The organism is Bacillus sp. SRL337, assembly GCF_984799155.1.
This window is the reverse complement of record NZ_OZ481793.1, coordinates 1,837,428-1,859,058: the sequence shown is the minus strand read 5'-3', so window position 1 is coordinate 1,859,058 and position 21,631 is coordinate 1,837,428. Positions and strand designations below refer to the sequence as shown.

23 protein-coding genes and 1 tRNA gene are annotated in these 21,631 nt (G+C 41.9%); 6 read left to right on the top strand and 18 right to left on the bottom strand.

The features are described 5' to 3' along the window. Positions 1–113 precede the first annotated feature (113 nt). Positions 114–893: a SurA N-terminal domain-containing protein gene (locus AC4E8A_RS09040; protein WP_490198100.1), complete on the top strand. Its 780-nt coding sequence runs from the start codon at positions 114–116 to the stop codon at positions 891–893. A 53-nt stretch (positions 894–946) separates the two neighbouring features. Here AC4E8A_RS09040 and AC4E8A_RS09035 read toward each other — a convergent pair whose 3' ends face one another. From AC4E8A_RS09035 to AC4E8A_RS09020, 4 genes are read right to left on the bottom strand one after another with little or no spacing between them, the layout of a single operon-like run. After that, positions 947–1,426 (bottom strand): 8-oxo-dGTP diphosphatase, encoded by a 480-nt coding sequence (locus tag AC4E8A_RS09035; protein WP_490198099.1) that lies wholly within the window; start codon positions 1,424–1,426, stop codon positions 947–949. Positions 1,427–1,474: 48 nt separating this feature from the next. Then, positions 1,475–2,374: an SDR family oxidoreductase gene (locus tag AC4E8A_RS09030; protein ID WP_490198098.1), complete on the bottom strand. Its 900-nt coding sequence runs from the start codon at positions 2,372–2,374 to the stop codon at positions 1,475–1,477. Positions 2,375–2,423: 49 nt separating this feature from the next. After that, complete coding sequence (gene selB / locus AC4E8A_RS09025; RefSeq protein WP_490198097.1) at positions 2,424–4,319, bottom strand: selenocysteine-specific translation elongation factor; 1,896 nt, start codon at positions 4,317–4,319, stop codon at positions 2,424–2,426. Between the two features lie 33 nt (positions 4,320–4,352). Continuing rightward, complete coding sequence (locus AC4E8A_RS09020; RefSeq protein ID WP_490198095.1) at positions 4,353–4,526, bottom strand: hypothetical protein; 174 nt, start codon at positions 4,524–4,526, stop codon at positions 4,353–4,355. 599 nt (positions 4,527–5,125) lie between these two features. On the opposite strand from AC4E8A_RS09020, the gene AC4E8A_RS09015 reads away from it, so the two are divergent. Beyond that, positions 5,126–5,947, top strand: a complete 822-nt coding sequence (locus AC4E8A_RS09015; protein WP_490198094.1) for a DUF2935 domain-containing protein — start codon at positions 5,126–5,128, stop codon at positions 5,945–5,947. 119 nt (positions 5,948–6,066) lie between these two features. On the opposite strand, the gene AC4E8A_RS09010 is transcribed toward AC4E8A_RS09015, so the two are convergent. The 9 genes from AC4E8A_RS09010 to AC4E8A_RS08970 form a co-directional block, all read right to left on the bottom strand. Further along, the gene (locus AC4E8A_RS09010; protein WP_490198813.1) at positions 6,067–6,642 is read right to left on the bottom strand and encodes an SCO family protein; all 576 of its coding nucleotides are present in this window, start codon (positions 6,640–6,642) and stop codon (positions 6,067–6,069) included. Between the two features lie 131 nt (positions 6,643–6,773). Then, on the bottom strand, positions 6,774–7,574 hold the full coding sequence (locus AC4E8A_RS09005; protein ID WP_490198093.1) for a type II pantothenate kinase: 801 nt from the start codon (positions 7,572–7,574) through the stop codon (positions 6,774–6,776). After that, positions 7,571–7,864 carry a hypothetical protein gene (locus AC4E8A_RS09000; protein WP_490198092.1) on the bottom strand — a complete coding sequence of 98 codons (294 nt, stop codon included), beginning with the start codon at positions 7,862–7,864 and terminating at the stop codon, positions 7,571–7,573. The genes AC4E8A_RS09005 and AC4E8A_RS09000 overlap by 4 nt, the downstream gene beginning before the upstream one ends. A gap of 115 nt (positions 7,865–7,979) precedes the next feature. Then, the gene (locus tag AC4E8A_RS08995) at positions 7,980–11,114 is read right to left on the bottom strand and encodes an AAA family ATPase (protein WP_490198091.1); all 3,135 of its coding nucleotides are present in this window, start codon (positions 11,112–11,114) and stop codon (positions 7,980–7,982) included. Then, a complete protein-coding gene (locus AC4E8A_RS08990; RefSeq protein WP_490198090.1) occupies positions 11,111–12,256 on the bottom strand; it encodes an exonuclease SbcCD subunit D in 1,146 nt (381 codons plus the stop codon). Before AC4E8A_RS08990 ends, AC4E8A_RS08995 begins: the two co-directional genes overlap by 4 nt. Positions 12,257–12,436: 180 nt before the next feature. Next, on the bottom strand, positions 12,437–12,577 hold the full coding sequence (locus AC4E8A_RS08985) for a YvrJ family protein (RefSeq protein ID WP_490198089.1): 141 nt from the start codon (positions 12,575–12,577) through the stop codon (positions 12,437–12,439). A gap of 73 nt (positions 12,578–12,650) precedes the next feature. After that, positions 12,651–12,866 carry a DUF2922 domain-containing protein gene (locus AC4E8A_RS08980; protein ID WP_490198088.1) on the bottom strand — a complete coding sequence of 72 codons (216 nt, stop codon included), beginning with the start codon at positions 12,864–12,866 and terminating at the stop codon, positions 12,651–12,653. A gap of 37 nt (positions 12,867–12,903) precedes the next feature. Then, complete coding sequence (locus AC4E8A_RS08975) at positions 12,904–13,122, bottom strand: DUF1659 domain-containing protein (RefSeq protein WP_490198087.1); 219 nt, start codon at positions 13,120–13,122, stop codon at positions 12,904–12,906. A 393-nt stretch (positions 13,123–13,515) separates the two neighbouring features. Then, complete coding sequence (locus AC4E8A_RS08970) at positions 13,516–14,034, bottom strand: hypothetical protein (protein WP_490198086.1); 519 nt, start codon at positions 14,032–14,034, stop codon at positions 13,516–13,518. A 256-nt stretch (positions 14,035–14,290) separates the two neighbouring features. Here AC4E8A_RS08970 and AC4E8A_RS08965 point away from each other — a divergent pair. Further along, a tRNA-Sec gene (locus AC4E8A_RS08965) sits at positions 14,291–14,387 on the top strand. Between the two features lie 330 nt (positions 14,388–14,717). Continuing rightward, a complete protein-coding gene (locus AC4E8A_RS08960; protein WP_490198085.1) occupies positions 14,718–15,218 on the top strand; it encodes a CBO0543 family protein in 501 nt (166 codons plus the stop codon). 22 nt (positions 15,219–15,240) lie between these two features. On the opposite strand, the gene AC4E8A_RS08955 is transcribed toward AC4E8A_RS08960, so the two are convergent. Continuing rightward, positions 15,241–15,795 carry a YtxH domain-containing protein gene (locus AC4E8A_RS08955; RefSeq protein ID WP_490198084.1) on the bottom strand — a complete coding sequence of 185 codons (555 nt, stop codon included), beginning with the start codon at positions 15,793–15,795 and terminating at the stop codon, positions 15,241–15,243. Positions 15,796–16,083: 288 nt separating this feature from the next. Then, complete coding sequence (locus AC4E8A_RS08950) at positions 16,084–17,421, bottom strand: ATP-binding protein (RefSeq protein ID WP_490198082.1); 1,338 nt, start codon at positions 17,419–17,421, stop codon at positions 16,084–16,086. Between the two features lie 292 nt (positions 17,422–17,713). Here AC4E8A_RS08950 and AC4E8A_RS08945 point away from each other — a divergent pair, with 292 nt between their 5' ends. After that, a complete protein-coding gene (locus AC4E8A_RS08945) occupies positions 17,714–18,142 on the top strand; it encodes a DUF2621 domain-containing protein (protein ID WP_490198080.1) in 429 nt (142 codons plus the stop codon). A gap of 213 nt (positions 18,143–18,355) precedes the next feature. Here AC4E8A_RS08945 and AC4E8A_RS08940 read toward each other — a convergent pair whose 3' ends face one another. From AC4E8A_RS08940 to AC4E8A_RS08930, 3 genes are all read right to left on the bottom strand, one after another. Beyond that, entirely contained in the window at positions 18,356–18,841 is a 486-nt protein-coding gene (locus AC4E8A_RS08940) for a CcdC family protein (protein ID WP_490198079.1), read from the bottom strand. Positions 18,842–19,749: 908 nt separating this feature from the next. Next, the gene (locus AC4E8A_RS08935) at positions 19,750–20,109 is read right to left on the bottom strand and encodes a response regulator (protein WP_490198077.1); all 360 of its coding nucleotides are present in this window, start codon (positions 20,107–20,109) and stop codon (positions 19,750–19,752) included. A 140-nt stretch (positions 20,110–20,249) separates the two neighbouring features. After that, on the bottom strand, positions 20,250–20,957 hold the full coding sequence (locus tag AC4E8A_RS08930) for a cytochrome c biogenesis CcdA family protein (RefSeq protein ID WP_490198076.1): 708 nt from the start codon (positions 20,955–20,957) through the stop codon (positions 20,250–20,252). A 280-nt stretch (positions 20,958–21,237) separates the two neighbouring features. On the opposite strand from AC4E8A_RS08930, the gene AC4E8A_RS08925 reads away from it, so the two are divergent. Continuing rightward, positions 21,238–21,426, top strand: coding sequence for a Spo0E family sporulation regulatory protein-aspartic acid phosphatase (locus AC4E8A_RS08925; RefSeq protein WP_490198075.1), 189 nt, complete (start codon positions 21,238–21,240; stop codon positions 21,424–21,426). Positions 21,427–21,631: the final 205 nt, after the last annotated feature.

Here is a 21,631-nt window from a genome sequence, read left to right as displayed (position 1 = left end):
TTACTCGGGAATGTTATACACTTCCACTAGGTTATTTTATACATGCCTCCTCTTTATCTTCCAAGAGAGACGCATCATTTAATAATTCAATCTTTAAGAAAGAGGGTTATCACATGAAATCGAAATGGACATTAGCCATGCTTGCGGGCATAATTTCAATAGGATTGGCAGCTTGCGGAGATAACAGTGAAAACAGCAAAGAAGCTGACAAAGAAGATTCAAAACAGGAACAAACTGAACAAACTGAAGAACAAACAGCGCAAATGGAAGAAATGCAGAAGAAAATGGAAAAACAACACGTTGATGAAAAGGCTACAGTCGCTGTCGTCAATGATGAGGATATCAAGGGAGACGCCTACAATGCGCTTCTTAGCGACTCTCAAATGAGGTACCAGCAAATGGGACAAGACCCAACTTCTGATGAGGTTGCTGCTCAATTAAAAGAAAGTACCATCGACAGCCTTATCGGCCAGACACTGCTTCTTCAGGAAGCTGACAAAAAGGGTTATAAAGCAACAGATGAGGAAATACAAAAAGAACTGGATACGATAAAGGCTAATTATGAAGACGAGGCACAATTTGAGGAAACCCTGAAGAGCAGCGGTCTTTCAGTGGATGAACTTAAAGGTGAAATTGCCAATAATATTAAATATACAGCGTTTGTTGATAAAGAACTGACAATTGAAGAAGTGAAAGAAGAAGATGTCAAAGCCTATTATGATAAATTTGCTGAACAGAGCAGCAGTTCTGAAGAAGCAGAGGCCAAGGTACCTGAATATGAAGAAATTAAAGACCGGATCAAACAGCAATTGGAACAACAGAAAACGCAAGAAGTTTTGACTGCTGAAGTAGAGAGATTGAAGAAGGATGCTTCAATTGAAGTGAAAATCTAATGCTGGCCATAAGAGAGCCTGCGTATCTCCGATCGAGATGCTGCAGGCTTTTTTTATAATTCCCTTATCGTCACTACGGCATCATGCCGGTCATTTCCGTCCCACTTAGAATGAATTTCAAACACACCTTCTTTGAAAAAGTATGGTAGTCTCCGCTTGAACCACGGCTGCATCGGCATCTCCATGGCTGTATGACGGTTAACCCACTTCAACTTTCCTTCAGGAGGATTTTCCAACAGCTCTCCGCTTGTCTCTGTGGCCAGATAATTATAGACTACATAGCGGTATTTTTTATCAGGAATGACAAACTCATCGATTCCCTTAAATTTCATATTCTTAACCGTCAAACCGGTCTCTTCCTTCACTTCCCTTTCTGCTCCATGAGCGGGGCTTTCGGGAAAATCAACTTTTCCACCCGGAGCAATATAACCGGGAAATCCTTTTTCAGAAGGTCTTTCAACGAATAATAACTCGTCCCCTTTCTCAATCATCACCATGGTGTAAAGCTGCGTCTCGTAGTCTTTCCAATTCATTTTATCACCTGCACATATGTAATAAGGGCGGATGAACGCCCAGCATATCTATGATTCTACCATGGCACCGCCGTTAATATGAAGCATCTGGCCAGAAACATACCGTGAATCATCCGACGCTAAATAAACAAAAGACGGAGCAAGTTCAAAAGGCTGGCCGGCGCGTTTCATTGGAACATCCAGGCCAAAAGATGACGTCTTCTCTGCTGAAAAACTTGAAGGGATCAGCGGTGTCCATATCGGACCCGGAGCTATACCATTCACTCTGATGCCTTTATCAATCAACTGCTTAGACAAAGATCTTGTAAACGTAACAATCGCCCCCTTTGTCGCTGAATAATCGACCAGGTCTTTATTGCCCCGATAAGCTGTAATGGAAGCTGTATTGATGATGGAGCTTCCTCTCTGGAGATGCGGAAGTGCTGCTTTCGTCATGTAAAAAAAGGAAAAGATGTTAGTTCTGAATGTATTTTCAAGCTGTTCATCTGAAATATCCAAAATACTCTCCTGCGGAAACTGTACTGCACAGTTATTCACTACAATATCAACTCTCCCGAATACCCGCAATGTCTCCTCTACTGCTGCCTTAGATGTTTGCGGATATCTTAAATCGCCGCTGATTGATAAGCACCTGCTGCCAATCTCTTCAATCCTTCTCCTTGTCTCATCTGCATCTCTATGCTCATTTAAATACACAATGGCTATGTCCGCACCTTCCTTTGCCATTGCATAAGCAGCAGCACGGCCAATCCCGCTGTCACCACCTGTAATGATGGCTATTTTACCTTCCAGCTTTTTGCTGCCCCGGTATGCAGGATCCTCGGATATGGGCCTTGGATCCATCAAATATTCCAAGCCCGGCTGTTGCGGTTGATGCTGCGGCGGAAATGGAACAGGCACTGTTTCATATTTCTTTTTATAAGCGTAGTAAGGATATACAGGATACATGTTCTCACTCCTAAATTGAGTTCTATCGTACCCTATTCCTAAACCTTGCTTACTGTGCGGCTGAGGATCTCCATTTTCTCTTATTATCAATTCTGATGGTAAGTCCAAGAGTATCCAGCGACTCTAGAAGCGGGATCAAATATTTCCTCGATAATCCAAGGATATCCTTTGCCTCAGGCAACGTAAATTCTTCATCTGTCCCGTCCTTCAATAATTGGACTGCCTGGTCAAAAATTTCCTTTTGGAAAGCAATGCTGTCATCGATAAAGATGACCTTCTCCTGCTCGCGATAAAATTGAAATAAGCCCGGCTGCATATCGGCAGGAATCCCCGCTTTCTTTACGTATACAGCTATGTCTTCAGGCGTCATCCCATCGTTTTTCAGCGCTTCCAGCACTTGATCCGACCTTTTTTTCCAATGTTCAGGGACAGCTGGGGTAAATTCTGCCAGGGAAAGGAAATGTCCTTTTTGGACCCATTTTTCCGACTTCAGATTTTGTTTAACCAAATGATTCAATAGCGTTTCTGAAAAAAGGCTTTTATAAAGCTGAAACAACTGTGCCTTGTCATAGCCTGATTTCAGCGGGAATTTTTTATGAAATTCTCTCAGTTCTCCCTCAATCAACTGTTCCAAATTAGTTAACACGGGTATGGACGTAACCTCTCCATTTGGCAGTATCAGAAGACTTTCAGTTCCCATCAGCTCTTCAAGAGCACCTGAAGATAAAGAGGCTTCTTGCAAAAGCTGGCTTCTGCTCAATACTTTATGCTTTAAAATTGCATCTTCAACCCGCTGCAAAGGCGTTCCATTCATTTTCTGATATAAAAAATGAATTGTATCTTGTCCAAATTTATACCTGCCCCCATTTGGGTCAATGATGAAACCCCCGCCTATTGTCTCAGCAGGTGTTGGCCTCCTAAGAATGAAGCGGTCATTTCGTTTCACCACCACATTCTCATCGAGCCTTATTTGACAGAGGATATCCTCTTGCTCCATTTCGACTTCATTGCGGTCAAAAAAGATGATCTTACCCATTGTTTCCGAAGTTCCTGTATGCAATTTAACAGGCATTCTCTGTTTCACAGGATGCTCAAGGTCCGCCACCATTTTTATACTAACATCAATAGTGTCGGTGACCGTGAAGAACTCCGATTTCACCAGCACATCTCCCCGTACCGCTTCATCTTTTGATAAGCCTGAAAGGTTGATCGCTGTCCTTTGACCCCCGAATGCTTCCGAAGCCGGTTTATGATGGACTTGAATCTGCCTTGCTTTTGTTTCTTTTCCTGAAGGCAGAAGCATTAGGGACTCACCGTCTTTGACGCTCCCCTCATAAACTGTCCCCCTTACAACAGTCCCTTGCCCCTTAACTGTAAATACCTGGTCTATCGGCATCCGGAAATCACCGGTAATACTCCTTGACGGAACTTCTTCAAGGAACTGAAGTATCGATTCCTTTACCTCTGCAACCCCCTTCCCAGATAAGCTGTCTGCCAGTAGGACAGGAGACCCTTCAAATACCGTTCCCTGCAACTCCTCTTTAATTTCCTCACGAGCGAGGCTATGTAAATCCTCATCCACTTTATCTATCTTGCTCAACACCACGATGCCTTGGTCGACTCCGAGAAAAGAAAGAATTTCGAGATGTTCTCTGGTCTGAGGCATAACCCCTTCGTCTGCAGCCACAACCAGGATGACCAAATCAATGCCGGCCACACCGGCAATCATCTGTCTGATAAACTTTTCGTGCCCCGGGACATCCACCACGGCGATTTCCATATCCTCCGTCTCCAGTAAAGGAGCAAATCCGAGCTCAATGGAAATCCCCCTTTCTCTTTCTTCCTTTAAACGATCCGTTTCCTTGTTGGTTAACGCTTTTACTAGAGCGGTTTTTCCATGATCGATATGACCTGCCATCCCGACTGTAAAATACCTTTTCGCCATTTCCGCACCTTCTTTCATTGTTCCAAGTAATCTTTAATGTTTCCTTCTATTGTAAATAAGGACGCCACCCATGATCAAAAGCAGCGCAGAGAATATCAGTCCCTTTTTCAAATCTCCTTCCATAAAGGTTTTGATGGCCCATACCAAAATAAAGATTGTAAATACTATATCAAAAAGAAATAGTCGTTTTGTTGTCTTTTCTTTCACTGTTTTCCCTCATCCTTTCTGATACTATGGAAGGCTACCGGCTTCATATGCGTTTTATATATACTTCGTAATAATACCACATTCTGTTTTACTTTTTCTTGGATGCGACCTTCTTAAAATATGGCTAGCCGGCATTTTTGTTTTTGAAATATCGGCACTTAAATTTGGAGTATTTGTGCTGGGAAGCAGCTCATTTCTATGGACTCTGCCCGAACCATTTTCCAACCACAGCACCGATGGATTCTTAGTCGAAACGTGCCGCTTCAGGATTTAAAAAACTCTGACTAACGATACTTTCCCTCCTACTGATACCACGGCAAGGCCTACATCTTCGACCTGGAGGTCCGTTTCATTCCGAACTGGGAACCTTCAAACTATACTCCCTCGTTAAAAGGATATATTTTCGTACTACAGTCTTTTCTCTCAAATCAATTTGCCTTTCGTTACTTTATTCCTGTAATTCATTTTCTCCCGCCTCTGTATACCTCTCTTTCATTCTTTTTCTCAAACTTTGGAACTCTATTTTTCACTAATGATGAATATCACAGGGCTAAGACTAATAACTTTTTAATAAAGGATTTAAAGAGCGGAGGATGAAGATGCCTGAACAACCGATTTCCCTTTGGGAAGAACATCAATTCTGGCTGAATATGCTTCAGGATCATGCCTATTTTGTTAGAGACTATTTATCTCCGTCAGAAACAACATTTGTTTCGGAAGCGGATATGTTCATCAGAAGCTTTGAAGCAGTCTTACAGCGGCTGTATTCCATTTCAAAAAATGCGGATTATTCTTCAGCTGAAATGGTTGAGTTAGCAGGCTTTGCTTATCAGACTGCTGGAAAATATTATTTATTTGAAGGCAATATCTTAAGTATGAGATTAAGGAACGAAATTAATATCAATCTCACACCGACATACTTTAATGGAACACTAAACGAAAATGCAGAATACCTGAGAATACTTCAATATAATATACAGGGACAGGAAGCCCCGCCGCTTTCTCTCGTTAACCTCTTATCTTTATGGCTGGAAGACCAGCTTGGCCATGCCGCTCTCTTGATCAGGGTAGTCGACGGTATAGAGTTCGATATCATCAGGCAGGCAGAGGGACTGAAGTTTAAATTCTCTGAGTATATCGTCAAAAACAATGCAATCGAAGGCTATTTACGGTTCCTTCCTGCCAATTCACCCGTTCAAATCCGGTTTGCCCATGAAGTCGGGGAGTCAGTGGTAGCCTTCAATAAACTTATGGGATATACGCTTGAAAAATACAATGAAACATCCCTTGTCAACCAATCAACCAGGAGATTTCTCTTTCACCATTTTCCCGAAGCCTGCTACTTTATGAAGAAGATGTCCTTCCATGCTCCCAACCTTCAGTACCCACCCTGCCAGATCACGTATCCCCCAGGCCGGTGATAGAGGGACAGTCCCCTGTTACGTTAACGTAACAGGGGACTGTCCCTCAGTGCGTTAATTCAATAAAGGATTTCCAGCGAAAAAAAGACTGCCTATATATCCGGCAGTCCTTTCGTGATTTATTTTCCTTCTTTTATCAATGCTTTAATATCAAGCGCGATCTGGTCATATGGCACCTCTTGGTATCCACTGTAGCTTTTTACTGTCTCACCCTCCTGGTTGACAAGATAAAAGCTTGTCTGGTGGACGACTTGATCTGTATTTGGATCATCAGCCACAAGGGACTTAAAAGACTTTTCTGCAAATTTCGAGATATGTTCCTGGGTGTACCCTGTTAATAGATCCCACTTGCTGGTATCCGCTTCATACTTGCTGATGTATTCAGATAAAGCTTCAGGTGTATCCACTTCCGGATCGACACTGAAGGAGACAATGCGGTAATCTTCAATCCCCTTTTCTTTCAACTTTTTTTGAAGAGTAGTCATATTGTACGTCATGGGAGGACAAACCGTTTCACAATTAGTAAAAATGAAATCCGCCAGCCACACTTCGCCCTTCAAATCTTTCAAGCTTACTTTTTCATTATTTTGATTGGTATAACTGAAATCCTGAACTTCCCAATTATGATCCGCTTTGAAACCGCCGTTTCCACACGCTGCCAATATGAGTACAGCTGCCAATAACAAAGCCGGCATCTTTAAATTTTTCACCAAAAGGAATCCCTCCACACACTTTGCATATTAATTCATTCTCTATGTTAGAGGAATCACAGAATGAATACAATCCGTTCAGAAAATTATACTTGACTATTTTGTGAAAGGAACGTTCAGCTATTCAGAATGCAGCCAATTGCTCCCGCAAAAGCTCCATTGGTTAAGAAAACGGGCTCGTAACCCATAAAATCCTGAAACTGGGAAAGATCCGCCCTTAATAAAGGATTTCCAGACAAACCTCCACCAGTAAACACGATTGTCTTTGCACCCTCGGTCTCGGCGGCACGCCAAGCCAGTAGGACAGTGTTTTCAGCAACCATATTTATTACCGATCGCAGTGAGTCATTTGGTGTTTCATCGCCTGACATTTGACCTGCAAAATTTCCAGCAGTCAGATGGCCCGGGATCGGAGGTTCTTCATTTTCATATAAATCCCTGACCAGCAAGTCTACTTTCTCTCGGTTTCCAGTCTCAGCAAGGGAAATGATTTCACTAAACGAATCTTTTCCTGATAAGATTTTTCCAAGGCCCAGAATGGTGCCGCCGCCCATGCCAGTTCCTAAAAGGCGACGGTATTCGCTTTGTTCCTGATCTACAAAAAAGAAAGAAGTGCCAGTCCCGATATTAGCCAGGATGAACGGTCTTTTCATCTGGTACTCTTCTGATAAAAGAAAAGCAGAACCCTTACACACTGCCTCAAATTCAGGTATCGTAGTGGCATTCCTTAGAATCTTCTGGATTGCCCATGCTTTCCCTCCGGTAACATAATACTCGGAGGAAGGCGACAGCCATTGGATCCACTGGCCAAAACCTGCAAGATCACCAGATGGGAATATCTTATAATGCCTTGTTCCTTTTTCATGATAGGTCACCTTCGTTAGAGTCCCGCCAGCATCGATTCCAATTTTATTCATGAAGAAGCATCCTTTCGCTTAGAGAATAGGAAAGCCAAAATCACCCCGTTCAATACCATGATCACAAGGAAGGAGACCAGGAAATAAAAAAGTCCGGTCAACTGTTCCTTTGGAGTTTCCGTTGTGACCAACCACCAGATAGATCCCAGCAGCAGGACGATAAAATTAAAAATAGACCCCTCGATGAACGGCTTTTTATAACTGTTAAAGTCTAGCAGACGCTTCCAGCTCCAGATAAAAGAAACTGCAGCGGCCAGAAGGATGATCACTACAAAAAAGAATAATTCCACATAAAACACCTGCCATTCTCTAAGATAACTCTATCTTATTAAAAAGTAACACCAACATAAAGCGTGAAGGTGAAAAAAGGATAAGGATTTCTCCTTATCCCTTTCAATTTCCATTCTAAGCCAAAAAGTGAAACTCGGTAGTACTTCCATTCTGCGAAGAGATGACTTCCAGGCGTGCATCGATTCTCTCTTTCAGTTCCGGAACATGTGAAATCAGCCCAACCAGACGCCCGCTGTTCTGAATATCCATCAAGGCTTCTATTGCATGATCAAGTGATTCCGGATCTAGAGTCCCAAATCCCTCATCAATGAACATGGTCTCCAGGGAAACGCCTCCCGCATATTGCTGAACGACATCAGCGAGCCCCAATGCCAGAGATAATGCGGCTTTAAAGCTCTCCCCTCCAGAAAGGGTCTTAACATGCCGCTCCTGTCCGGTGTATTGGTCGAAGACGAGAAGCTCCAAACCGCTTTGTACATTCCCTTTACTCCGGTCTTTCTTCCGGATCAGCCTGTACCTTCCTGAAGTCATTTTCATCAGCCTGTCATTAGCTACCAACAAAATATCCTCAAGGAACGATGCAAGCATATACCGTTCAAAGGTCAACCGGTGGGCATTTTGTCCCCTAGCCATTTCTGATAGATGCCCTGCAATGCTGTACCTTTGTTCAAGATCTTTCATCTGCTCATTAAGAGTGCGGACAGACGTCAATATAGTTTCATTTTCCATTTTCCTCATTCTTAATGTATTACATTCTTCATTCAATTTTTTTAATTCTTCATTTATCTCTGCAAAGGATTGCTGAAGTCTATCAAGATCCGGTTCCTCAATATTTTTCAGTGAATGTTCCAGCTCTTCAAGCCTGTCATGGACCGAGCGGACTTCTTCTCCGTAACTGCTGACAATCTTCTCCATCGAAGTGATTTCTGATTCTGTTTTCTTCGCTTCCTGGAAGGCTTTGTAATTTTCAAACCCCTGCTCTTCTAAAATCCGAAGAAACTTATTTCGTTCCTCATCCATTTCTGTTTTCAACCTGGAGACAGATTGTTGTTTATCTTTTACCTGTACTTCGTTGACAGAGACATCCTTTGTCAGCTGATTATAAAATTCCTGTGCCTTTTCATAGGATGCTCTTAACCTGTTAAGATCCTTTTGTGCATCACTTAATGCAGCGTTGAATTTCTCCCTTGAACGGATCTCGTTTGGGATTGAAGACTGTCTACTGTCTAGAGCTCCCTTTTTTGCATGGAACATTTCCGAAAGGCCAGCTTCATCACTTTTTTGCTTTTCCAAGAGTTTCTCCGATTTTGCAAGAGTACTTTTATTTTCTTCCAATTTCTTCATCAATGCACTAAGTCCGTTCAATTCCTGCCTGAAACCAAGCAACTGCTGATTTTTGCCGCTGATCTTATTTCTTAATGACCCCACTTCCAAGTCAATGTTTTCCACTTTAACGTCTTCGTGCAAAGTACGGACTTCTTCCAAAGCTTCTTGTTTCTGTGAGGTGACGGCTGCATATTTGGCTTCCATTTCATAGAACGCTCTGCTTGTTTCATTTAACGTTTTCTCCTTTTCCATCACCATGGCTTTGGCCGCCTTGATATCTTTTTCGTCTGGCAGGTTTTCCTGGAGATGGGCAACATTGGGGTGATGGGAGGAACCGCACACAGGGCAGGCCTCGTCCTGAACAAGTTGAGAAGCAAGTATTCCAGCTTGCGCTTTGTTCCATGTATCCTCGAGCCAAGTTAAAGTCGAGCGGGCATCCTCAACTTCCTGTTCAGCATTTTGACGCTGCTCTTTTCGTTTGGCAAGAACAATCTCAATATTTTCACTTTCTTTCATTCGCTTTTGCAAATCGATGAACAGTTTCTCCTCCATTTGCATTTGAGAAACTGCTTTCTCTGTTTCAAATGATATCAGCCGTATATTTTCCAAATCGGCTTTTCTTTTTTCATCCGTCTCTATAAGGGTCCTTATTGTTTTCAATTCTTCGACTGTTCGGCTGATTTCCTTTTGTAAGTCCAGCCGCCGGGTCTCCAGTTTCCCAACTTCATCCTCAAGCTGACCCAAGCTATAGACATCATCCTTCAAGCCTTCGAGAGTATTTACCTTCCTTGCAGCTTCGTTTCTTTCGCCTTCTCTCCCCTGTTCCTTTTCCCATGTTTCCTGGGCAACATCCACTTTTTCAATCAGCTCTTTTTGTTCTGAAAGCAGTTTTTCCAATTCACGTTCCACAGCTTTTAATTCTCGATTCAGCCTATGGCAGTATTCATCCTGCTTGACCAGTTTATCCGCTTGGTACGCTTTCTTGATTTCCTTTTTCAAGCGTTCCATTTCATCTTTGTTATTTTCAAGTGAGCGCTTTTCCTCCCGGAGCACCCTTCTTTTCTCAAATTGCTCTACAAGTTTTTGGGCCTGGACAATCTCTTTTTGAAGCTGATCCCGGTCTTTCTGCTTACCTTCATAAGCCTGATTCAATTGAGCCAGGTCTTCTTTCATCATCTCAATATGCTGCTCAAGTCTGTCTAAAATCATATGGTCGTTCAAAGCATCTTCAAGCAGCAATCCCCTTAATTCCTCATTCTCTTCCGGATGAATACCAAGGAGTTGTCTCGTCCGATTTTCCACTGCTTTTTCAACATCCCGCTTTAAGAGATCACTCTCATCTTTCAGCTTGTCTTGTACAATTTTGAATAATTCCGTATGAAAAAGCCTTTGCAGGATCGCTTCCTTATCTTTGCTGTCTGAAATCAACAGCTTCCTGAACTCCCCTTGAGGAATCATAAGGATCTGCCTGAACTGATTCGCATCCAGCTGGATGATTTCTCTGATTTTCTCATCAACATCACGGACATTCGCTGCTAACAACTGCTTTTCCCCGTCTTTATCCACCTTATAAAATTCGGCTTTTGCGGTGACTGTTGTGAATCCCTCTCCACGGGCTTTCTTCTTTTCCTGCTGTGGGGAACGAACAATATGATAGGTCTTGCCGCGAAGAGAAAAGGTCAATGAAACCTCTGTTAAGTCATGCTCGCTGGCAAATTGGCTGCGAAGATCATTCCCGTTTCTGTCCTCGCCGGAAGCCTTCCCATAAATAGCAAAAGAGATGCCGTCAAAAATGGTGGTTTTTCCTGACCCTGTTTTTCCTGAAATGACAAACATCGTCCGGTTTCCAAGAAGCTGAAAATCAATGGTCTCGGCAGCAGGATAAGGTCCGAATGCCTGCATGGTTAGCTTTAGTGGTTTCACTGCTTCTCAGCCTCCTTTTTCGCTTTCTCTATGACACTGATCATGATCTGCCTTTTTTCTTCTGTAAAGTCAGAGGTGGTCATTTCATTGTAAAACTGTTCAAACAGTTCAAGTTCTGTTTTCTTATCGTCCCTGGTTGTTGAAATATCTTCTTTCACCCTTAAGTCACGCTGCTCCATTTTTCTTTCCAGATGCAGAACATTCGGGTACACCTGCCGCAGCTTATTGATTGGATCAATCAGCGAACCCTGATCATGAAGAATCACTTTCAGAAAATCATCTGTTTTCTGTTCTTGAAAAAACTGCGGATCCAACAGTTCTTCTAAATGCCCTTCTATCTCACGCATATCCTGTTTAGGAGTCAGTGTCTTTTCCTCAAGGGACACGCAGCCATTCGAATCAATTTCCACAATGGAGACCGCCTTGCGCTGTTTAGCTTCTGAAAAAGAATATTTTAGTAGTGAACCAGAATATTTGACCTTATCATGCTTAATCGCATCTGGGCTGTGCAAATGGCCCAAGGCTGTATAATGGAATGGATCAAACAATTCCGATCCTACACAACCCGATCCCCCTACTGATAATGTCCGCTCGGAATCAGACGTCTTTCCTCCCAGTACAAAGGCATGTCCCACAAACACATGCGGCTCAGACGGATCCATATTCCTTTCGATTTCACCGACCAGCGCCTTCATGGCATCATGATGGGAATGAATCGAATCATTCTGCAAGAGCTGCCTGACAACACCTGGTTCAGCATAGGGTATTAAATGAAAATTTACCCCTTCAATATTTACTGGAGTGAAATCGTTGGTAAGCTTCCCTTTTAGAAACAAACGGCTTTGGCGATACCAAGAGGTTCCAAATGACAGTCGCTCTGCACTGTCGTGATTACCGGAAATCGCGACCACCGGCGTCTTCAGTTCCACATTGATCCTATAAAGAATCTCATCCAATAGTTCAACTGCTTCTGTAGGCGGAACGGAGCGGTCGTATAGGTCCCCTGCAATCACAACCGCATCCGGTTTCTCATCTTCTACCAAATCGACAAACTGATTAAGGACTTGCCGCTGCTGTTCCGTCATATAGATGCCATGGACAAGCTTGCCCAAATGCCAGTCGGCTGTATGTATAAACTTCATCTTTTCCACCTCTCGAACAAGTATTCTACTAAGTATTATATCAGAGATTACCTCGAGGTTGTTACCGTTCTAAAGGTTGGCATGAATTAACGGGAGGACGTTGATTTTTGTTCGTTGTCAGAAGGTTTCCTCCAAAAAGCGCTTAACCTGACAGGCACTCGCCAAAGTTAAGCGCTTATGTTATTGATTCTTCATCTCCTGAGGGAGCATCCTGATTGAAGAAATTACTGCTTCAAGCTTTGTCTCTATCCTGTGAAGCAGATACATTGTCACCACAATCGGAAAACCGACTTCTGAGATAAAGGGAATCACTTGATCCATTACAAGTCACCTCCTTCAACCCTGGTAAAGAAGGTGCCCTTTGGCCAAAGCCGGCAGGGCACCTATATTACGATTACACCTCGTACTCAGTGACATTACGCTCAATGACCCTTGCTCCCTCGGCAGTTACCAAAGGACCGCTGTTGCTTTGGAAAACATTTGTGGCAATCAGAGTGTCCATTACCTGTTTGACATTCTCTGGATCGACTGGTTCTATTGGTTCACCGATGGAAAGACGTGCTATTTTTCCAAGCTTTGTAGTAAATTGCAATTCCAATGTTCTGGCCATTCATCATTACCTCCTTTCCTCATCATTTTCTGTTCAATTAACCGTTAATATCATAGCTGTCATTCTTCTCCAACAGAACAAGCGGTTTTGCGCTCAGTCCTGCCAGCGCTTCTCCTGCCTGAAGGATTTCGTCCGGTGTCGAAGCATTATTGATATTGCTGTAGGTCTTGTTGGAATACTTCGGTCTTCCTTCACTATCCATACCTTCATCAAACACCATTCTGAGCTTGATGCTTTTCAAATCGGCTGTTGCCATCTGCGTCACCTCCTTTCACTCTTTATATAGGGAAAAGAGGCCAAACTCGACACCAGTAATCCATTTTTAATAGAATTGTTCACAACTGCTGTAACAGATGGGTTTTGTAAGTAAAAATATATATATAATAAATCTTTATCTGCAAAACCTGTTTTTTTGTGTGGATAAAGGATGGAAGGCAGGCTCACCTGGAAATCAAGGTGAAATTTGTATCTGGGTTAGAGGTTTCTTCGGCAGTCACCTGCATAATACTGCAGGTTGGGTTTATAATGCTTACAAGCATTGGTTGTTTTCGTTTATTTCTTTGGCTTTTTCCAAGTCCACCCGCAAAAATCTGCTCTAACAACAAAAGGACTGTCCCGCATTGGAGACAGTCCTTTTGTTCTATTTCAATTAGCCGTTAATATCATTTGTTAGGCTTGATTTTACAAGCCCGGCTTCTTCAAGAAGGCCGGCGATTTGCTCCTCAGCTTCAGCAAACTTTTCGTTTGCAGCATCGAAGTTAACTTCCTCTTTTTCAAGTTCTGCTGCCTTCATATCATATGACTCAGCTAATGTTGTTTTGAATGTTTCAAGTTCTTCTTCATATTGTGAAAGATCTCCTGATACTTCAAGACCTTTTACTGCTTCGCTTGAAGCTGCAGCAGATTCTGCAGCTGCTGTTTTCATTTCAGCAGTCGGAGCTTCTTCCCCGCCCATTGCCGCTTCATAATCATTTAACTCATTATCAATACCGTTAAGAGTGCTTGTCATGTTCAAGTAGAAGTCCATCATTGCTCCGGAAGCATCAGCTGTTTCCTCAGTAGCTTCTGTATCCTCTGCACCATTTCCGGCGTTGTTATTACCGCCGTTGTCAGAGCAGCCTGCAACCGCTAACAATAAAACCAATCCTAACCACCATAATCTCTTCATGTTCTCCATCCTTTCTGAATTCCCTTGTTGAGTAGAATACTGGCAACATCTATGTTACTCCCTTTTTAAGGAAGCTTTCCATGTTTTAGCCGATATGTATCTTATCACGGGAACGAGGGAAAGGTAAAGGAATATTCCTCCATTTCTCTAAAGTTTAAATCTTGTAAATAGTACCTTTTTTCTGAATAAAAATGCCCAGATCGCGATACTTGAAAAAAAACGGAATCTACCCCATAATAGAGCTTGTTCATTATGTGGGGCTGATTGTGTTGCTGGTGCATGCCTCGGTCTTCAAAACCGCTTGGGAGGCGCGTGCCGTCTCCGCTGGGTTCGATTCCCAGGCAGTCCCGCCAAATTTTGAAATCAAAGTCATTATACATATAAAAAGTCCTTAATAGCCAAAAGCTTTAAGGACTTTTTGTTTTATTGCTCTTTCCCCTTTTTATACATTCTGTAGGCTGCATATAGCAGGACAATGCCAATGATGACACCGCTTAGGTCAACCAATAATCCCATATTCGCAACTTCCTTTCATGCTCAAACTTTCCTGTGTATAAAATCTTGTCCAATGTAAAAATTAATAGTTATCTGACTCATATAATGCCTTCCCACTAAATTTTCTCATACTATGAATCCCTTTGTCACTTTTAATGAAACCGAGATACCTTTTAGGAGGAGAAGAAGTGAAGAAGAATAAAAAGGAAAAGAAATTATTGGCGTTTCTGCTTTTTTCCGGATTACTGTCTTTTTTAAATGCAATCCGGAAACCTCCTTTGAAAGATTGGGTTATTATTTTTCTGCTGAAGGGATATATTTCATCCATTCTGGATAAATTCGTGGTAAAAAAGGAGTATATCGCTTACCCCGTTAAATTAATTCAATCATTTGACATCAGTTTTATCTTTGATTATCTTTTATTTCCTCTTACATGTGTTTACTATAACCAGGCCACTTATGGGAAGCCTGTTCCTACCATATTGCTGAGAGTTTTATTTTTCAGCATACCAATGACAGTAGTTGAACAATGGCTGGAACGAAAAACCCATTTGGTTGAGTATAAAAAAGGCTGGAATTGGCGTTTCACCTTCCTCTCCTTAAATTTAACGTTTCTGGCTGTCAGAGGCATCATTTCGATTATACGAAACGTAAGTGAAAAGGAAAGTATGCAAAATAGCCCAAAATAAAAAACCGGTTAAAACCGGTTTTTTATCCAAGCTCACCTGGAATTTTATTGCTGTCGTTTGAGGCTCCGTTGGTGCTGTTAAAGTTTGCAGTGGTTGAACCACTATTCGTCCCGCTGCGTGATTGAGTATGATTTTCATCCATAACTTCTTCACCAGCTTCTTTTACCTTCCCTCCGATATCTTTCAAATCAGAAGTAGCTTCTTTAGCTGTTGAAAGAATATCTGATGATTCATCTTTTACCTGGTTGACTTGGCCGACAATGTCTCCATTTACTTTCTCATAAAGATTTTGAGCATCGTGAATGGCTTCCTTTAAAACGGATGATGCAGATTTCATACGATCCTGCAGATCACTTTTTACACCAGATGGATCATTTTTGACCTGGCCGACCATATCCATTGTTGAATCTTTCACATTTTTCGTATTGGAAACCACTTTGTGCCTTGTTGTGGAATCCAGCATGGCTATCGCTCCTCCGACAACCGCCCCAAGAACCATTCCTTTCACTAGTTTTCCGTTCTTTTCCTCTTCAGATGCAGAAACGCCAGTATTGTTATAAGAAACTGTTTGTGTCATAGATATTCATCCTCCTATACTTATTTGTTATGTTGGCTTAGTTTTTTATTTCCCGTTTTTATTCTTATTAAACTTGGATATTCTCTAAGTAACTAAGGGCTTTTTTTCCAAAGGCTGTTTTCGCATATATTGTTGCTTCCGGATAAATCCCAAAAGCCCGATGTTTCCCTGCCTACTGCTAAACAGGGGTTTTTCGGGTTCATTACTCCACTATCTTTCGGCATTATTATCAACTAGCACCAAAGTTTACGAAAAGAGCCTTTCCAAAAGAAAAAACTGTAAATTTCTTTACAGCTTTTCAACCGCCCCTTTGACAGCTTGTTTGCCTCTTTTTGACTTCTTCGGAAGCGCTGCAGGCAGCACAATTTCAAAGGTGGTTCCTTTTCCTTTTTCACTTTGGGCAGTAATGGCTCCGCGATGATCTTTTAAAATTCGCAGACATACCATGAATCCAAGCCCAGTTCCTTTTTCTTTGGTGGTATAAAAAGGTTCCCCAAGTTTATTAAGGGTATCTTTTTCCATCCCTTCACCTTCATCTTCAAAGGTTAGCAGAATCTGACCGTTCATTTCACTCGCATCTATATAAATATTCCCCCCATCGGGCTGGGCTTCAACTGCATTTTTTATCAGGTTGATGAATACTTGCTTGATTTGATTCTCGTCACATCGAATATATAATTCATCTTTTGAGAATCGCGAGTGGATACTGACATCGAATAAAGTGGCATTGGTTTGCAGCAAAGCAACCACCTGCTTCAGTATACTGACGACATTTTTCTCCCTTAAGTGGACAGCCTGAGGCTTTGCCAGCATTAAAAGTTCACTGAGAACCAATTCAATCCTTTTAATTTCTGTGAAAATAATATCTAAATAGTAATGATTTGCATTGGAGTCTGTTTTCATTAATTGAAGAAAGCCGTTTATAGCGGTAAGGGGATTTCTCACTTCATGTGCTATGCCCGCTGCAAGCTGTCCCGCGACAGAAAGCTTCTGTGACTGCACGGCAAGGTTTTCATTCATTTCCATGAGTTCTTCCTCGGCATATATCCGATGGGTGATATCTGAAATAGTCCCAATGGTTCCCTGGAACTTCCCTTTTTCGTCATAGTTGAACTTAATATGCAGTTCAGCCCAGTAGTTCCCTCCCTCCTTCGTTCGATAAAAAATCTCTACTTTTTTGCGATCAGTCTTATCTTTTATACATGCCCGGAGGTTCGGGAGTACTTCATGCCGCTGCTGCAGAGGCAGGAAATGGAGCGCATTTGCATTCAGGCTTTCTTTTACCGAGTACCCTGAGAAGGTCTCCCATGCTGGATTCAAAAATTGAAAATGTCCTTGTTCATCAGTCCTGAAAACTACTTCATCAATTTGTTCCAGTACCAGGGCCATTTCATCTGATAGCGTACGGTACTTTCCTTCACTCTTCTTCAACTTTTCCAGGTTTTTTTGATGGCGGTCATAATAGCCCCCAAGCCAGAAACCAGTACCTAGGATCAAGATTGTATAAACGATATCCACCGCTAAGTTGAGTTGATTCCCCAGAACAAAATAAAAGATGTAATCCCAGATCATAACAAATAATGCAACCACGATGAAAGCTGTAAGACGACCTTGATATCGACTCATTTCGTCACCCTTCGTTCCTATACTCTATATTTTATCCCAATTTTCGCACAATTTTCCTAAAATCAGTATACCATCTCTCAAAAAGAAAAAGAAATATTTTCCTAATAAAAATTTTTAAAAGCTCCTTAACTCTTTAAAGTACTGGAGGGACAATCCCATTCATCACTTTCATGCTAAAAAGATAATTTGATGGAAAAGGAATTAAATAGGCACAGATACTTGTCACTCTTCCTTCCCTTGTCTATAATGAAAGACGATAATTGGCTTTTACAGAGTTATGAGGTGAACAAGTTTGCAATTAGAAGGCTGGTTTTTGATCTTCATCCTTTTCTGGGTAGTCATCCTTGTTTCTTTATTTGCAATCGGCGGTTTTTTCATGTTCAGGAAGTTCCTGAAGAGAATGCCGAAAGAGGATGGGCGTTCTGATTTGGATTGGGAGGAATACTACGTCAATCAAACCTATCAGTTATGGGGACCCAACGAGAAAGAAATGTTAAACGAACTGGTAACACCTGTTCCAGACCTGTTCAGAGATGTTGCAAAACAGAAAATCGCCGGCAAAATCGGAGAATTGGCTCTTAAAGAAAAAGCATCTTCAATTTCTCAAGAATTGATCATCCGCGGCTATATCATGGCAACGCCGAAAAGGGACCACAAGTTTTTAAGAAAGAAGCTGGATGAGATGAACATTGATGCTGCCCCATATGAACATCTGTTTTAGACTCGATGAAAGGATCTTAGGTATATGAGCGCGATTTTAGTCATTCCTTTCATTCTATATATAATTTTTTTCGGTGCAGGGCTTGTCATTTATAAAAAACACAAAAAGAAAAAAGGTTGACGCAGAGTTCTGCATCAGCCTTTTTTTCTTTTATCAGTGTTGAAACAACCAAAAAACCGGCGGCCTGTCCTTGAACAGGTTACCGGTTCTTTCTCAAATTGTATTGGTTGTCAAATCATCTTTTTCATTTAATAATTTTTTGTATTGCATATACATGGCAATCCGCCATGGCACAATCATACCAAAAGCAAGAATCCAGAACATACCACTTAATTGACCATAATCAATACTATTGCTCAGTACCATCTTTGCTGCGATTCGTATCAACAACAACCCGATTAATATAAAAGCAAAAGCTTTTGAACGTTTCAGATAAACATCATTATCACGAATTTCAAAACGAGAGGTTTTGATGAGGAAAATAGAAAAAATCATGCCTACAACAAAGGCTTCAACAACTTCTGACAGCGTCACCCTGAACATCGGAATAAGAAACATAAGTGCACCTGTACTCATAAAAATCGGAGGCAAAATGATTTTCCTTGCTGTCACAGGCTTCTTCTGTGCTTTCATTCGAATAAAAATCACAAAAAACCCCATACCAATCGCAATAATGGATGAAGCAATCGTCATTGACATACCCATCATCCTTTATAAATAAATTACTAGTATCGACCCTAATTATAGACTATTACCACAAAAGCGCAAGTACCCCGGTAAGCTGCGTACGGACTGGACTGGCTCCGCATGAGATCAAGGAAACACAACGAACAACGTGAGTTGATGTTGACTTATCGCAAGGAGGAGTCGGGAAGTACGCTAGCAGCTGGGGTACTGAAGCTGGACGGACAAAAGCGCAAGTGGCCGTTCAGCGACGTACGGATTGGAGGGCTCCTGCATGAGATAAAGGAAACACGGCATGCGGCAGCAACCGATGTTGACTTATCGCAAGAAAGGAGACCGAAATCCGCTAGTCGCTGGCCACTGGAGCTGGATGAACAAAAGCGCAAGTACCCCGGTAAGCTGCGTACGGACTGGACTGGCTCCGCATGAGATAAAGGAAACACAACGAACAACGTGAGTTGATGTTGACTTATCGCAAGGAGGAGTCGGGAAGTACGCTAGCAGCTGGGGTACTGAAGCTGGACGGACAAAAGCGCAAGTGGCCGTTCAGCGACGTACGGATTGGAGGGCTCCTGCATGAGATAAAGGAAACACGGCATGCGGCAGCAGCCGATGTTGACTTATCGCAAGAAAGGAGACCGAAATCCGCTAGTCGCTGGCCACTGGAGTTCGATGAACAAAAGCGCAAGTATCCCGGTAAGCTGCGTACGGAAAGGAAGGCTCCTGTTATACCATTCAAGAGACTCCTTCGTGTTCTCTATTCCAATCAGTGGATCCTACGAACCCTTCTTAAAACTGTTATTTCTTTTTCAAATCACGATATCTCGTGACTACCCCATAGCAAAAAAACATTAAAAATCCTGTTGTCCATCCTTCAAAAAATAAAAATCCTCCCAGTCTTTAGACTGAGAGGTAAAAAAAAACTAATTAAATACTCTATTGATTGCCTCTACGACACGGTTCTCATCGAAAGGTTTAACGATAAAATCCTTAGCGCCGGCTTCAATTGCTTCTACCACCAGTTTCTGCTGGCCCATTGCCGAGCACATTATGATTTTCGCATCGGGATACTCCTTGATTATCTGCCTTACTGCTTCAATGCCCGTCATCTCAGGCATCGTTATATCCATTGTCACAATATCAGGTTGAAGTTCACGGTATCGTTGAATTGCCTGAATGCCCGTCTCTGCTTCACCGATAACTTCGTGCTCACTGTTTTGAAGCATATTTTCCAGGGTCATGCGCATGAATTTTGCATCGTCCACTATCAGTACTGTTGCCACAGGTGATCCTCCTCGTTCCAGCATTGGATCTGGATTGATGTTTTTATAGATGTATTTTTCTGACATCTATAAATATAGCATTCTTTTCCAGTTGATTTCAATCCTGTAAAATAAATCTTTGCAATCACCTGCCCGCTCGATTAAAAACCAGTAAAGCCTCCAGTGATTTTACTGAAAAATATGATTATGGCTGTAAGCCCATCGAAGAACAGCATGATTCCCACCAGTATCATTATGTATCCGCCGGCTTTCATGATCTTGGCATTGTTACGTCTGATCCATTGCATCTTACCGACAAAGAAGGATAAAACAAGGAAGGGAATAGCAAAGCCAAGCGCGTAAGAGATCATATACAACATACCCGAGCCAGGGTTTGACCCGACAAGTGAAATGACGGCTCCCAAAATCGGTCCGGTACATGGAGTCCATCCAGCTGCAAATGCCATACCTATCAAAACGGAACCAATATAGCCGGCCGGTCTGTTTTTAAATTCAAACTTCCGGTCTTTCATGAGGAACTGAGGCTGAAAGACCCCTATGACCATCAAGCCAAAGATCACAATAAAAATCGCTCCGACCTGGCGTATGATATCCTCATACTGATACAGCACGTTTCCAAGAAACGATGTACTGAAACCCAAAACCACAAAAATGGAAGAGAAGCCTATAAGAAATAAAATGGTATGAATCAAACTTCTCTTTTGAAGTTTGACATTTTCATCTTTTAAATCACTCACTGACATCCCGGTTATGTATGAAAGAAATGCAGGATAAAGCGGCAGGCAGCACGGTGAAATGAAGCTTAGGAATCCAGCACCGAAAGCCAAAAATATATTTATATCACCCATTAGTCCAACTCCTAAAAGATTTCTTTAATTTTCATTGTATCAGACATCCTTCTTGGTTTGGTGTTACACTACTGTGAACAATTTGTGTACGGACTAGTGCCTGATATAGTAGCCTTCATTCATTCACCTTTTACAGTTCTTTACTTTTTTCTTAAAAAATGTGAATATTTCTTCCAATGACAGATACTTTTCGCTATACTATTAAATATCAGTTACATTTATTAGCAGATTCCCAACTATTTTAAAAAAGAGACCACTCTTCAAGAAAGGACTTACGGCCATGAGTAAACAAGAGCTCCTAGATCGAATAGAAAAAAAACGCGCCCAGTTAATAGATATTGCAGCTGTTAATGGTCTTAACTCACCTCTGGCTATAAAATACAGTCAAGAACTTGACACTCTCTTGAATCATTATAACCGAAAATTCATTAAAACATCGTCCATATCAACATCACTGATTGCCAAATAAGCAACCCTATAAAAAGAAAATGGCAAAAGCGTACTCTCGCTTTTGCCTTTTTTTGTTTATTAGCATATCATCTGCATTTATTCTTCAGGAAAAGAAGTCTCAAAAATTTCCTGTAATTTTTCCTTTGCTTCCTGTGCTTCTGCTGGATTTGCTTCCGTGCTCTCTTCCATTTGGCCGCAACCTGTTATCAAGATCGAAACTCCTA

What these genes read in the sequence shown, in the direction of transcription:
- AC4E8A_RS09040 (WP_490198100.1), top strand. Translation starts at nt 114, where the DNA reads ATGAAATCGAAATGGACATTAGCCATGCTTGCGGGCATAATTTCAATA.
- AC4E8A_RS09035 (WP_490198099.1), bottom strand. Translation starts at nt 1,426, where the DNA reads ATGAATTGGAAAGACTACGAGACGCAGCTTTACACCATGGTGATGATT.
- AC4E8A_RS09030 (WP_490198098.1), bottom strand. Translation starts at nt 2,374, where the DNA reads ATGTATCCTGTATATCCTTACTACGCTTATAAAAAGAAATATGAAACA.
- selB (WP_490198097.1), bottom strand. Translation starts at nt 4,319, where the DNA reads ATGGCGAAAAGGTATTTTACAGTCGGGATGGCAGGTCATATCGATCAT.
- AC4E8A_RS09015 (WP_490198094.1), top strand. Translation starts at nt 5,126, where the DNA reads ATGCCTGAACAACCGATTTCCCTTTGGGAAGAACATCAATTCTGGCTG.
- AC4E8A_RS09010 (WP_490198813.1), bottom strand. Translation starts at nt 6,642, where the DNA reads ATGCCGGCTTTGTTATTGGCAGCTGTACTCATATTGGCAGCGTGTGGA.
- AC4E8A_RS09005 (WP_490198093.1), bottom strand. Translation starts at nt 7,574, where the DNA reads ATGAATAAAATTGGAATCGATGCTGGCGGGACTCTAACGAAGGTGACC.
- AC4E8A_RS08990 (WP_490198090.1), bottom strand. Translation starts at nt 12,256, where the DNA reads ATGAAGTTTATACATACAGCCGACTGGCATTTGGGCAAGCTTGTCCAT.
- AC4E8A_RS08985 (WP_490198089.1), bottom strand. Translation starts at nt 12,577, where the DNA reads ATGGATCAAGTGATTCCCTTTATCTCAGAAGTCGGTTTTCCGATTGTG.
- AC4E8A_RS08980 (WP_490198088.1), bottom strand. Translation starts at nt 12,866, where the DNA reads ATGGCCAGAACATTGGAATTGCAATTTACTACAAAGCTTGGAAAAATA.
- AC4E8A_RS08975 (WP_490198087.1), bottom strand. Translation starts at nt 13,122, where the DNA reads ATGGCAACAGCCGATTTGAAAAGCATCAAGCTCAGAATGGTGTTTGAT.
- AC4E8A_RS08970 (WP_490198086.1), bottom strand. Translation starts at nt 14,034, where the DNA reads ATGAAGAGATTATGGTGGTTAGGATTGGTTTTATTGTTAGCGGTTGCA.
- AC4E8A_RS08955 (WP_490198084.1), bottom strand. Translation starts at nt 15,795, where the DNA reads ATGACACAAACAGTTTCTTATAACAATACTGGCGTTTCTGCATCTGAA.
- AC4E8A_RS08950 (WP_490198082.1), bottom strand. Translation starts at nt 17,421, where the DNA reads ATGAGTCGATATCAAGGTCGTCTTACAGCTTTCATCGTGGTTGCATTA.
- AC4E8A_RS08940 (WP_490198079.1), bottom strand. Translation starts at nt 18,841, where the DNA reads ATGTCAATGACGATTGCTTCATCCATTATTGCGATTGGTATGGGGTTT.
- AC4E8A_RS08930 (WP_490198076.1), bottom strand. Translation starts at nt 20,957, where the DNA reads ATGGGTGATATAAATATATTTTTGGCTTTCGGTGCTGGATTCCTAAGC.
- AC4E8A_RS08925 (WP_490198075.1), top strand. Translation starts at nt 21,238, where the DNA reads ATGAGTAAACAAGAGCTCCTAGATCGAATAGAAAAAAAACGCGCCCAG.